We start from the raw sequence: 12,456 nt of genomic DNA, 5'->3' as shown, positions 1-12,456 counted from the left end.
ACCGTCGGCCGGTGCCCCGTGCGGCTGCCGCCACCGGTGTCCGGTATTGCCCCAACGTACCGCCGCGCGGGCGGCCGGGCCCACGGAAGTCACCGGCTCAGGCGCGCATGAGCAGCTGGAAGTCGAAGGCGTAGCGGGCGGCGCGGTAGACGTGGGTGCCGTATTCGACCGCCCGCCCGGTGTCGTCGTACGCCGTGCGCCGCATGGTGAGCAGCGCGGCGCCCTGCGGATCGTCAAGGAGATCGCCCTCCGCAGCGGAGGCCGAGCGGGCGCCGACGCTCTGGCGGGCGCTGTGCAGGGTGATCCCGGCGGCCCGCATCATCCGGTAGAGGCCGGTCTCCTCCAGCCGGGCGGTGTCGAGGTCCAGGAGTGCGGCGGGCAGGTAGTTGCACAGGTACGCCACCGGCTCGCCGTGGGTCAGGCGCAGCCGCTCGAGGACCGTGACGTCGCCGCCTTCAGGGATGCCGAGGGCGGCGGCGACGTCCGCGGAGGCGGGCAGGACCTCGTTGCGCAGGACCTTGGTGGCGGGGCTCTGCCCGGCCGAGTCCAGGTCGTCGTAGAGGCTGCTCAGCTCCAGTGGGCGTTTGACCTGGCTGTGCACCACTTGGGTGCCGACGCCGCGGCGACGCACCAGAAGGCCCTTGTCCACCAGGGACTGCATGGCCTGGCGGACGGTGGGCCGGGACAGCCCGAGCCGCGCGGCGATCTCCATCTCGTTGCCCAACAGATCGCCGGGCGCGAGCGTTCCGTGCTCGATCGCGGATTCCAGCTGCCGGGCGAACTGGTAGTAGAGCGGGATCGGACTGCCCCGGTCCAGCGCGAACTCGACGCCGTCGACCGAGGAGGCGGTTCTGGCACGAACGGCCCGCCCCTTCTTCGCCACCAGAACCCCCTCCCTTCGCGTCGCTTGCTCGAGAGCCGTCAGGAGTGGCTGGGGAAGCCGAGGTTGATGCCGCCGCTGTCGGCCGGGTCGGGCCAGCGGGTGGTGATCACCTTGCCCTGCGTGTAGAAGGCAATGCCGTCGTTGCCGTAGATGTGGTGGTCGCCGAAGAGGGAGTCCTTCCAGCCGCCGAACGAGTGGTAGCCGACGGGGACCGGGATCGGCACGTTGACGCCGACCATGCCCGCCTGGACCTCGAGCTGGAAGCGGCGGGCGGCGCCGCCGTCGCGGGTGAAGATCGCGGTGCCGTTGCCCCAGCGGGAGCCGTTGATGAGCTTCATGGCGTCGTCGTAGGTGTCGGCGCGCACCACGCACAGCACCGGGCCGAAGATCTCGTCCTGGTACGCGTCCGCCGTCACCGGCACCTTGTCCAGCAACGAGACGCCGAGGAAGAAGCCGTTCTCGTGGCCCGGGACGGAGTAGGCCGTGCCGTCGACGACGACCTCGGCACCCTGCGCCGCCGCACCGGAGACGTACGAGGCCACCTTGTCGCGGTGCTCGCGCGTGATCAGCGGGCCCATCTCCGAGGCGGGGTCGGTGCCGGGGCCGATCTTCAGTCCCTTGGCCCGCTCGGCGATCTTGCCGACCAGCTCGTCGCCGGTGTCACCGACCGCGACGACGACCGACACCGCCATGCAGCGCTCGCCGGCCGAGCCGTACGCGGCGTTGATGGCCTGGTCCGCGGCGAAGTCCAGATCGGCGTCGGGCAGGACGAGCATGTGGTTCTTGGCGCCGCCGAGGGCCTGGACGCGCTTGCCGTGCTCGATGCCCTTCATCTGGATGTACTTGGCGATCGGTGTGGAGCCGACGAAGGACACGGCGGCGATGTCCGGGTGCTCCAGGAGGCGGTCCACGGCGACCTTGTCGCCCTGCACGACGTTCAGTACGCCGTCGGGCAGGCCCGCCTCGGAGGCCAGTTCCGCCAGCCGGTACGAGGCGGAGGGGTCCTTCTCGCTCGGCTTGAGCACGAAGGTGTTGCCGCAGGCGATGGCGACCGGGAACATCCACATCGGCACCATGGCCGGGAAGTTGAACGGCGTGATGCCCGCGACGACGCCGAGCGGCTGGCGGATGGAGGCCACGTCCACCCGGGTGGAGACCTGTGTGGACAGCTCGCCCTTGAGCAACTGCGGGATGGAACAGGCGAGTTCCACGATCTCCATGCCGCGGGCGACCTCGCCGAGCGCGTCGGAGTGCACCTTGCCGTGCTCGGCGGTGATCAGTGCGGCGATCTCGTCGCGGCGCGCATCCAGCAGCTCGCGGTACTTGAACAGCACAGCGGTGCGCTTGGCGAGCGAGGCGGCGCCCCAGCTCTCGAACGCGGCCTTGGCGGCGGCGACGGCGCCGTCCACCTCGTCGGTGGTGGCGAACGCGACCTGCTTGTCCTGGGCGCCGGTGGCGGGGTCGTACACGGGGCCGAAGCGGCCGGAGGTGCCCTCGACGGGCTTGCCCCCGATCCAGTGGCTGATGGTCTTCATGGCGTGCGGGTCCTTTTCGTGAGCGGGGGGTCGGGCGAGGGGCTTCAGAGGTGCCGGCGGCGTCCCTGCGCGTGCTGGTCGTAATTCTCGCGGGCCCGGTTGGCCGCCTCACGGGAGGCGACCTCGGCGACCGGTACGTCCCACCATGCCTGGGCCGCGGGGGCGGTGGGTGTGGGGTCCGTCTCGACGTACACGCAGGTCGGGCGGTCCGAGGCGCGGGCGGTGGCCAGCGCGTCGCGCAGTTCGCGGACGGTCTTGGCGCGCAGGACGTCCATGCCGAGGCTGGCCGCGTTGGCGCCGAGGTCCACGGGCAGGGGCGCGCCGCTGAACGTGCCGTCGGCCGCCCGGTAGCGGTAGGCGGTGCCGAACCGCTCGCCGCCGGTCTCCTCGGAGAGGCCTCCGATGGAGGCGTAGCCGTGGTTCTGGATGAGGAGGAGATTGACGGGCAGGCCTTCCTGGACGGCGGTGACGATCTCGGTCGGCATCATCAGGTACGTACCGTCACCGACCAGGGACCATACGGGAGTCGAGGGCGCCGCCTGCTGTACGCCGATGCCCGCCGGGATCTCGTAGCCCATGCAGGAGTAGCCGTACTCCAGGTGGTACTGGCGCGGGGAGCGGGCCCGCCACAGCTTGTGGAGGTCGCCGGGGAGCGAGCCGGCCGCGTTGATGATCACGTCGTCGTCGCCGACCACGGAGTCCAGGGCGCCGAGCACCTGCGTCTGGGTGGGGATCTGGTTCTCGTCGTCCGCCCGGTAGACGGCGTCCACGACCTGCTCCCAGCGCTCCTTGCCCGCGCGGTACTCGGCCTCGTACGCCGCGTCCACACGGTGGCCGGACAGCGCCTCGGTGAGTGCGTCGAGCCCTGCGCGGGCGTCGGCGACCAGGGTGCGGGCGGCGAGCTTGTGGGCGTCGAAGGCGGTGACGTTGAGGTTGAGGAAGCGGACGTCGGGGTTCTGGAAGAGCGTGGCGGAGGCGGTGGTGAAGTCGGTGTAGCGGGTGCCGACGCCGATGACCAGGTCGGCGGTGCGCGCGATGTCGTCGCAGACCGCGGTGCCGGTGTGGCCGATGCCGCCGAGGTCGGCGGGGTGGTCGTGACGCAGCGAGCCCTTGCCGGCCTGGGTGGAGGCGACGGGGATGCCGGTGGCGTCCACCAGCGCCTTCAGCGCGTTCTCGGCCTCGCTGTGGTGGACGCCGCCGCCCGCGACGATCAGCGGCCGTTCGGCGGCCCGGATCGCGCGTGTGGCCTCGGCGAGTTCGGCCGGTTCGGGCGCGGGGCGGCGCACCTGCCAGACGCGGTCGGCGAAGAACTCCTCGGGCCAGTCGTACGCCTCCGCCTGGACGTCCTGCGGCAGGGCGAGGGTGACAGCCCCGGTCTCGACGGGGTCGGCGAGTACGCGCATGGCGTTCAGGGCGGAGGAGATCAGGGCCTCGGGGCGGTTGATCCGGTCGAAGTAGCGGGAGACCGGGCGCAGGGTGTCGTTGACGGACACGTCCGCCGAGACCGGGTGTTCGAGCTGCTGGAGCAGCGGGTCGGCGATGCGGGTGGCGAAGTAGTCGCCGGGCAGCAGCAGCACCGGGAGCCGGTTGACGGTGGCGAGGGCTGCGCCGGTGACCAGATTCGTGGCGCCGGGCCCGATGGAGGTGGTCACGGCCTGCGCGGAGAGCCGGTTGAGCTGGCGGGCGTAGCCGACCGCCGCGTGCACCATGGACTGCTCGTTGCGGCCCTGGTGGAACGGCATGGTCTCCTCTTGGGCCTCCAGCAGCGCCTGGCCGATCCCCGCGACGTTGCCGTGCCCGAAGATCCCCCAGGTGCCGGCGATGAGGCGGTGCCGGACGCCGTCGCGTTCGGTGTACTGCGCGGCGAGGAAGCGCACGAGCGCCTGGGCGACGGTCAGGCGGCGGGTGGGGCTCATCGGTTACCTCACTGAGACGGGGTGATGGGGGTCCCCCCGCTCGAGCGAAGCCGAGAGTGGGGGATGGTGAATCTGGGGTCTACGGGCTGGCTCGGCCAGGTGTCGCGAATCCAGGCGTGGTCGGGGTGGTCGCAGATCAGCCAGGCGCGTTCGGCGCCGGGGCCCGCCATGACGTTCAGGTAGTACATGTCGTGCCCGGGCACGGCCATGGAGGGACCGTGCCAGCCGTCCGGGATCAGTACGACGTCGCCGCCGCGCACCTCCGCCAGTACGTCCGTGCCGTGGCCCTGACCGGACGGCGAGACCCGCTGATAGCCGAGGCCGGGCGTGCCCTCGTGGTCGGCGAACTCGAAGTAGTAGATCTCCTCCAGCTCGGACTCCTCGCCGGGGCGGTTCACATCGTGCTTGTGCGGCGGGTACGAGGACCAGTTGCCGCCGGGGGTGATCACCTCGACGGCGATGAGCTTGTCGCATTCGAAGACCCCGGCCGCGCCGAAGTTGTGGACCTTGCGCGAGCAGTTGCCGCTGCCGCGCAGTTCGACGGGGACGGAGGAGGCGGGCTCGTAGCGGGCGGGCAGGCGGCGGGTGCAGCGGGCGCCGGTGAGCGCGAAGCGTCCGCCCGCCGGGGAGGTGAGGCTCGCGGTCGCGTCGCGCGGGACGTACACGAAGTCGCTGGGGCCGCTGAACACGTCGGCGCGGCCGTGCAGTTGGTAGGTCTCACCGCCGAAGTCGTCGGTGACGGCGACGGTGGCGCCGCCACTGAGCGACAGTACGATCCACTCGCTGTCCCCGGCCGTGAGGTGGTGGGTGCCACCGGGCGGCAGTTCGAGCACCCGCAGGCTGGAGTAGCCCCAGCCGGCGCTCTCAGGGGTGACGTCGACGGCGTACTGCTCGCTGGTGGCCTTCCCCAGGGGCAGGTGGTGCGTGTTGGTCATCGGTCGGCTCCTCCTGGTCCGGTCATCGCGTGGTTCCTCCGGGTCAGGCTCACAGCAGCCCGACCGCGGTGTCCACGGCGGTCTCGACGCTGCCCTCCGCGGGGTAGAGCAGGGAACGGCCGACGACCATGCCCTGGACGGTGGGCAGCCGCAGCGCCTTGCGCCACCTCTCGTACGCGCCCTCCTGATCCTTGCCCACCTCGCCGCCCAGTAGTACGACCGGCAGGGTCGAGGTCTCCAGCGTGGCGGCCATGTCGTCCGGGTCGCTGGTGACGGGCAGCTTCAGCCAGGTGTAGGCGGAGGTGCCGCCGAGGCCCGAGGCGATGGCTATGGAGCGGGTGACGGCCTCGGCGGACAGGTCGTTGCGTACCTTCCCCTCGACCCGGCGGGAGATGAACGGCTCGACGAACAACGGGAGTCGACGCTCGGCCATGGCGTCGACGGCCCGCGCGGTCGACTCCAGGGTGGCCAGCGAGCCGGGGTCGTCGTAGTCGATGCGCAGCAGCAGCTTGCCCGCGTCGAAGTTCAGCCGGGCGATGTCCTCGGGGCGGTGTCCGGTGAAGCGGTCGTCCATCTCGAAGGACGCCCCGGCGAGCCCGCCGCGGTTCATCGAGCCCATGACGACCTTGTTCTCCAGGGCGCCGAGGAGCAGCAGGTCCTCCAGGATGTCGGCGGTGGCGAGCACCCCGTCCACCCCGGGCCGGGACAGCGCGATGCACAGCCGCTCCAGCAGATCGGCCCGGTTGGCCATGGCCAGACGGCGGTCACCGACACCGAGGGCGCCGCGGGCCGGATGGTCGGCGGCCACGATCATGAGACGTCCGCTGTCGCCGATGAGCGGGCGGCGGCTTCGGCGGGCGGCGGCTTCGGCGATGGCCTCCGGGTGCCGGGCGCGCACTCTGACGAGGTCGGGGATGGTGAGGCTCAAGGGTTGGCTCCGTTCAGGGGGGCGTCGGGGTCAGCCTCGGGAGGCGACGAGATCCTCGACCTCGGTGGTGGTCGGCATTGCGGAGGAGCAGGCGAGGCGGGAGGCGACGAGGGCTCCGGCCGCGTTGGCGTACCGCATGGTCTTCTCCAGCTCCCAGCCGGCCAGCAGCCCGTGGCAGAGCGAACCGCCGAAGGCGTCGCCCGCGCCGAGTCCGTTGACCACCTCGACGGGCACCGGCGGCACCTCGGCGGTCGTGCCGTCGCGGTGTACTGCGAGGACGCCCTTGGGTCCCTGCTTGACGACCGCGAGTTCCACGCCCGCCTCGAGCAGGGCCTCGGCACAGGCGTGCGGTTCGCGTACGCCTGTCGCGACCTCGCACTCGTCGAGGTTGCCGACGGCGACCGTGACGTGGCGGAGGGCCTCGGCGTAGTACGGGCGGGCCTCGGCCGGGTTCTTCCAGAACATGGGGCGCCAGTCGAGGTCGAATACGGTGGTGCCCGCCTTGTCGCGCGCCTTGAGGGCGGCGAGGGTGGCCGAGCGGCTGGGCTCCTCACTCAGGCCCGTCCCGGTGATCCAGAAGATCCGGGCCGAGCGGATGGCGAAGAAGTCGAGCTCCTCGGTGCGGATCTCCAGGTCCGGCGCCTTGGGCTGCCGGTAGAAGTACAGCGGGAAGTCGTCGGGGGGAAAGATCTCGCAAAAAGTGATGGGCGTCGGATAGGCGTCGACCGGGGTGACCCAGCGGTCGTCGACTCCGAACTCCCCCAGCGCCTGGTGCAGATACGCGCCGAAGGGGTCCTTACCGGTGCGGGTGATGATCGCGGTTCTCCGGCCCAGGCGCGCGGCGGCCACCGCGACGTTCGCCGCGGAGCCGCCGAGGAACTTCCCGAAGGTGTCGACGTCCGTGAGGGGGACGCCGGTCTGGAGGGGATAGAGGTCGACGCCGATACGGCCCATGGTGATCAGGTCGAAGGACTCGGTCATGCGTCGCTCCTCGTTCTTGTGGATGCCCTCAGGTGTAAGTCGCCGGACGGGACCCTGTCAATAGTTTGTACTGACATTCTCACGTGCTCGTGAAATGATGTCTTAACAAAGTATTGACACGGCACCTCATCAGCGGCTTACATCCCGTCCCAACAAGTGCAGCCGAAAGTTCCTCGGCATGTGGCCCGGCGTATGTTCTTCGCACGGGCTCCCAGGGTGCGGGCGTTTGCCCGGCCCGCGTCCTCGCCCGCTCCCTATTTCCCCGCAGCACAGTGAGGTGCCGGAAAGATGGACCGTACGTCTCGCCCCCGCTCCCGCAGACTCCCCATACTCGTGGCCGCAGCCGCCGCGACAGCACTGATCGCCACCGGCTGCTCCAGCAGCTCCGGAGGCAAGGAAGCCGAGGAGAGCGGCGAGAACCTCGCCGCGGGCAAGGCCAGCACTCCCCGCATGACCATCGCCCTGGTCACCCACCAGGCCCCCGGCGACACCTTCTGGGACATCGTCCGCAAGGGCGCGGAGGCGGCTGCCGCCAAGGACAACGTCAAGCTGATCTACTCCAGCAACCCCACCGCGGCCGAGCAGGCCAACCTCGTCCAGAACGCCATAGACCAGAAGGTCGACGGCATCGCAGTCACGCTGGCCAAGCCGGACGCCATGAAGGAAGCGGTGGCCAAGGCGGAGAAGGCCGGTATCCCCGTGGTCGGCCTCAACTCCGGCGTGGACGACTGGAAGAGCATGGGCCTCCTGTCGTACTTCGGCCAGGACGAAGGCATCGCCGGCGAAGCCCTCGGCAACAGGCTCAACGAGTCCGGCGCCAAGAACGCCGTCTGCGTGGTCCAGGAACAGGGCCACGTCGGGCTCGAGGCGCGCTGCGCGGGCGTGAAGAAGACCTTCAAGGGCAAGACGGAGAACCTCTACGTCAACGGCACCGACATGCCGTCCGTGAAGTCGACCATCACCGCCAAGCTCAAGCAGGACACCTCCATCGACGAAGTGGTCACGCTCGGCGCCCCGTACGCGCTGACGGCCGTGCAGTCGGTGTCCGAGGCGGGCAGCGAGGCCAAGGTCGCCACCTTCGACCTCAACAAGGACCTGACCGGCGCCATCGAGAAGGGCGACATCGAGTTCGCCGTCGACCAGCAGCCCTACCTGCAGGGCTACCTCGCGATCGACACTCTGTGGCTCTACAAGAACAACGGAAACTACAGCGGCGGCGGCGAGGCTCCGGTCCTCACCGGCCCGGCCTTCGTGGACAAGTCCAACGTCGAGTCCATAGCGAAGTTCGCCGCGAAGGGTACTCGGTGATCCCCATGACCCAGCAGGCTGCGCCGGCGGTGTCCGCACCGCCGGCCTCCGGCCCCAAGAAGGAAACCGACGGCCGGACCTCGCAGCGCCCCATGTGGCTGCGGCTGCTTGCCCGGCCCGAAGTCGGCGTCTTCCTCGGAGCCGTCGCGGTGTTCGTCTTCTTCCTGATCGCGGCGCCGCCGGTCCGTGAGGCCGGCTCCATGGCCACGATCCTTTATCAGTCGTCGACCATCGGCCTGATGGCCCTGCCGGTGGCGCTGCTGATGATCGGCGGCGAGTTCGACCTGTCGGCCGGTGTCGCCGTGCTCACCTCGGCACTCACCGCGAGCATGGTCAGTTACCAGCTGACGATGAACGTCTGGGTGGGCGTCATCGTCGCCCTGATCGTGTCGCTGGCAATCGGCGCGTTCAACGGCTGGCTGCTGGTGAAGACCGGACTGCCGAGCTTCCTGATCACCCTGGGCACCTTCCTGATCCTGCAGGGCGTCAACCTGGCGGTCACCAAGCTGGTCACCGGCAACGTCGCGACGAACGACATCAGCGACATGGACGGCTTCGAGGGGGCCAAGTCGGTCTTCGCCTCGACCTTCAACATCGGTGGCGTGGGGGTGAAGATAACCGTCTTCTACTGGCTGATCTTCGCGGCGATCGCCACCTGGCTGCTGCTGCGCACCAAGTTCGGCAACTGGACCTTCGCGGTCGGCGGCAACAAGTTCAGCGCCCGCGCGGTCGGTGTGCCGGTGACGTTCACCAAGATCGCGCTGTTCATGGGCGTGGGCTTCGGCGCCTGGTTCGTCGGTATGCACCAGCTGTTCTCCTTCAACACCGTCCAGTCCGGCGAGGGCGTCGGCCAGGAGCTGATCTACATCGCCGCGGCGGTGATCGGCGGCTGTCTGCTGACCGGCGGCTACGGCTCCGCGATCGGCCCGGTCTTCGGTGCCTTCATGTTCGGCATGGTGCAGCAGGGCATCGTGTACGCCGGCTGGAACCCCGACTGGTTCATGGCCTTCCTGGGCGTGATGCTGCTCGGCGCCACCCTCGTCAATCTGTGGGTCCGCAACGCGGCCACCCGGAGGTGATCTGATCCCATGACAAGCAACGGATCCACGGCCGGCGCGGCCCTCGTCAAGGACGACGCTCCCGAGGCCGAGAAGCCGATCGTCGAACTGCGCGGCGCGGGCAAGTCCTACGGCAACATCCGCGCCATGCACGGTGTGACCCTCTCCGTGCACCCCGGCAGGGTGACCTGCGTCCTCGGCGACAACGGCGCCGGCAAGTCCACGCTGATCAAAATCATCTCCGGGCTGCACCAGCACACCGAGGGCGAGTTCCTCGTCGACGGCGAACCGGTGCGCTTCAGCACCCCGCGCGAGGCACTGGACCGCGGTATCGCCACCGTCTACCAGGACCTCGCCGTCGTCCCGCTGATGCCGGTGTGGCGGAACTTCTTCCTCGGCTCCGAGATGACCAGCGGCCCCTGGCCGATCCGCCGCCTCGACATCGCGCGGATGAAGAAGACCGCGGACGAGGAACTGCGCGCCATGGGCATCGTCCTGGACGACCTCGACCAGCCCATCGGCACGCTCTCCGGCGGCCAGCGCCAGTCCGTGGCCATCGCCCGCGCCGTCTACTTCGGCGCCCGCGTCCTCATCCTGGACGAGCCGACCGCCGCGCTCGGCGTCAAGCAGTCCGGCGTCGTACTGAAGTACATCGCCGCCGCCCGCGACCGCGGACTCGGCGTCATCTTCATCACCCACAACCCGCACCACGCCTACATGGTCGGCGACTACTTCAGCGTGCTGCGCCTGGGCACCATGGAGCTGTCCGCCGACCGCAGCCAGGTCAGCCTGGAAGAGCTCACCAACCACATGGCGGGCGGTGCCGAACTGGCCGCGCTCAAGCACGAGTTGGCGGAAGTCCGCGGCGTCGACGTGGAAGAGCTCCCCGAGGAGCGGGACCTCAAAGCCCCCGTAGTGACGTCCGAAGGGACCGCATCGTGACCAACGCCCTCGACCGCATCCGCGTCGGCTCGGCTCCCGACTCATGGGGCGTGTGGTTCCCCGACGATCCGCTCCAGGTGCCCTGGGAACGCTTCCTGGACGAGGTCTCCGAGGCCGGTTACTCCTGGATCGAGCTCGGCCCGTACGGCTATCTGCCGTCCGACCCGGCCAGGCTCACCGACGAGGTGAACAAGCGCGACCTCAAGGTGTCGGCCGGCACGGTCTTCACCGCACTGCACCGCGGCCCCGACGTCTGGGACTCCACCTGGGAGCACGTCAGCCAGGTAGCCGATCTGACCCGGGCCATGGGCGCCAAGCACCTGGTGGTCATCCCGTCGTTCTGGCGGGACGACAAGACCGCCGAGCTGATCGAGCCGCCCGAGCTGACCGTCCGTCAGTGGGCCAATCTCACCAAGGGCATGGAGCGGCTCGGGCACGAGGTGAAGGAGCGCTTCGGTCTCGACATCGTCGTACACCCGCACGCGGACACCCATATCGACACCGAGGAACACGTCGAGCGCTTCCTCGACTCCACCGACAGCGCTCTGGTCAGCCTCTGCCTGGACACCGGCCACTACGCCTACTGCGGAGGCGACAACGTCAAGCTGATCGAGACGTACGGCGAGCGCATCGGCTACCTCCACCTCAAGCAGGTCGACCCGGAGATCCTCGCCGACGTCGTCAAGAACGAGGTGCCGTTCGGGCCCGCCGTCCAGCGCGGAGTGATGTGCGAACCGCCGTCCGGCGTACCCGAGTTGGAGCCGGTGCTGGTCGCCGCACAGAACCTCGGCGTCGAACTGTTCGCGATCGTCGAGCAGGACATGTACCCGTGCGAGCCGGACAAGCCGCTGCCCATCGCCACGCGCACCCGGAAGTTCCTCCGCTCCTGCGGCGCCTGAGAGGGGACACCAGCCCATGACCCAGCGCGGCCCGCTCGGCGTGGCCGTCGTCGGCACCGGCACGATGGGGGCCGACCATGTGCGTCGTATCAACGAGGTGACGAGCGGTGCGCGGGTGGCGGCGGTCGTGGACATCGACACCGAACGGGCCGAGCGGCTCGCCGACGGCATCGACGGCTGCACCGCGTACACCGACCCCGCCGCCGCCATGGCGGCGGACGACGTGGACGCGGTGCTGATCGCTTCCCCCGGTCCCGCTCACGAGGCGGCTCTGCTCATGGCCTTCGCGCACGACCTGCCCGTCCTGTGCGAGAAGCCGCTCACGCCGGACGCTGCCTCCGCGCTGCGGGTCATGGAGGCGGAGCAGAAGCTGGGCCACCGGCGGGTGCAGGTCGGGTTCATGCGACGCTACGACGCCGAGTACATGCGGCTCAAGGAGTTGCTGGACAGCGGCCGGCTGGGACGTCCGCTGATGCTGCACAACCGGCACCGCAACGCGACCCTCCCGGTGCCCGGCTTCACCAGTGAGATGCTCATCAACGACGCCGTCGTGCATGAGATGGACATCACCAGGTGGCTGCTGGACCAGGAGATCACCGCGGTCACCGTGATGAAGCCCAGGCCGTCGTCCAACGCGCCCGAGGGCCTCCAGGACCCGCAGTTCGTCGTCTTGGAGACCGACGGCGGCGCCGTCGTCGACGTCGAGATGAGCGTCAACTGCCGGTTCGGTTACCAGGTTCAGGCGGAGGCGGTCTGCGAGAACGGCACCGCACGGATCGGTGACGCCCACGGGATGCTCGTCAACTCGGCCGGGCAGTGGGGCGGTTCGATCGCCCCGGACTTCGTGGCGCGCTTCGAGGACGCGTACGACCGTGAAGTGCAGGCGTGGGTGGACGCCACCCGCCGCGGCGAGGTCACCGGCCCGAGCGTGTGGGACGGCTACGCGGCCGCCGCGGTCTGCGAGGCGGGCGTGACGGCACTGACCGAGGGCGGCCGGAGAGACGTGGAGCTGATCGACCGCCCTGAGCTGTACCGGAGCTGACAGGGCGTCATGCCAGACCGATCAAGGCG

At 69.8% G+C, this 12,456-nt stretch carries 11 protein-coding genes; 5 read left to right on the top strand and 6 right to left on the bottom strand.

What is annotated here, in order from left to right:
• Nucleotides 1-97 precede the first annotated feature (97 nt).
• Genes ACFYO0_RS02900 through iolC form a run of 6 tightly spaced genes read right to left on the bottom strand, consistent with a single transcriptional unit; the run spans nt 98 to nt 7,178 of the window.
• Nucleotides 98-883 (bottom strand): GntR family transcriptional regulator, encoded by a 786-nt coding sequence (locus ACFYO0_RS02900; protein WP_388669546.1) that lies wholly within the window; start codon nt 881-883, stop codon nt 98-100.
• Nucleotides 884-921: 38 nt separating this feature from the next.
• The gene (locus tag ACFYO0_RS02895; protein ID WP_388669543.1) at nt 922-2,418 is read right to left on the bottom strand and encodes a CoA-acylating methylmalonate-semialdehyde dehydrogenase; all 1,497 of its coding nucleotides are present in this window, start codon (nt 2,416-2,418) and stop codon (nt 922-924) included.
• Nucleotides 2,419-2,462: 44 nt separating this feature from the next.
• Complete coding sequence (gene iolD / locus ACFYO0_RS02890) at nt 2,463-4,334, bottom strand: 3D-(3,5/4)-trihydroxycyclohexane-1,2-dione acylhydrolase (decyclizing) (protein WP_388669540.1); 1,872 nt, start codon at nt 4,332-4,334, stop codon at nt 2,463-2,465.
• A gap of 8 nt (nt 4,335-4,342) precedes the next feature.
• The gene (gene iolB, locus ACFYO0_RS02885) at nt 4,343-5,269 is read right to left on the bottom strand and encodes a 5-deoxy-glucuronate isomerase (RefSeq protein ID WP_388669537.1); all 927 of its coding nucleotides are present in this window, start codon (nt 5,267-5,269) and stop codon (nt 4,343-4,345) included.
• A gap of 49 nt (nt 5,270-5,318) precedes the next feature.
• Nucleotides 5,319-6,197, bottom strand: coding sequence for a deoxyribose-phosphate aldolase (locus ACFYO0_RS02880; protein WP_388669534.1), 879 nt, complete (start codon nt 6,195-6,197; stop codon nt 5,319-5,321).
• A gap of 30 nt (nt 6,198-6,227) precedes the next feature.
• Nucleotides 6,228-7,178: a 5-dehydro-2-deoxygluconokinase gene (gene iolC / locus ACFYO0_RS02875; protein ID WP_388669532.1), complete on the bottom strand. Its 951-nt coding sequence runs from the start codon at nt 7,176-7,178 to the stop codon at nt 6,228-6,230.
• 288 nt (nt 7,179-7,466) lie between these two features.
• Between iolC and ACFYO0_RS02870 the strand changes: the two genes are divergently transcribed.
• The 5 genes from ACFYO0_RS02870 to ACFYO0_RS02850 are packed head-to-tail and all read left to right on the top strand — an operon-like array spanning nt 7,467 to nt 12,427.
• Complete coding sequence (locus ACFYO0_RS02870) at nt 7,467-8,486, top strand: sugar ABC transporter substrate-binding protein (RefSeq protein WP_388669529.1); 1,020 nt, start codon at nt 7,467-7,469, stop codon at nt 8,484-8,486.
• Nucleotides 8,486-9,565, top strand: coding sequence for an ABC transporter permease (locus tag ACFYO0_RS02865; protein ID WP_388670828.1), 1,080 nt, complete (start codon nt 8,486-8,488; stop codon nt 9,563-9,565). Before ACFYO0_RS02870 ends, ACFYO0_RS02865 begins: the two co-directional genes overlap by 1 nt.
• 9 nt (nt 9,566-9,574) lie before the next feature.
• Entirely contained in the window at nt 9,575-10,486 is a 912-nt protein-coding gene (locus ACFYO0_RS02860) for an ATP-binding cassette domain-containing protein (RefSeq protein WP_388669526.1), read from the top strand.
• Complete coding sequence (locus ACFYO0_RS02855) at nt 10,483-11,385, top strand: sugar phosphate isomerase/epimerase family protein (RefSeq protein WP_388669523.1); 903 nt, start codon at nt 10,483-10,485, stop codon at nt 11,383-11,385. Before ACFYO0_RS02860 ends, ACFYO0_RS02855 begins: the two co-directional genes overlap by 4 nt.
• Nucleotides 11,386-11,401: 16 nt before the next feature.
• A complete protein-coding gene (locus ACFYO0_RS02850; RefSeq protein WP_388669520.1) occupies nt 11,402-12,427 on the top strand; it encodes a Gfo/Idh/MocA family protein in 1,026 nt (341 codons plus the stop codon).
• The last annotated feature ends 29 nt before the right edge of the window (nt 12,428-12,456 follow it).

The sequence above is a fragment of the Streptomyces sp. NPDC006365 genome (genome assembly GCF_042870755.1).
Taxonomy (GTDB): domain Bacteria; phylum Actinomycetota; class Actinomycetes; order Streptomycetales; family Streptomycetaceae; genus Streptomyces; species Streptomyces xiangluensis.
Note: the sequence above shows the minus strand (reverse complement) of the source record. Positions and strands in the feature narration are given on the sequence as shown.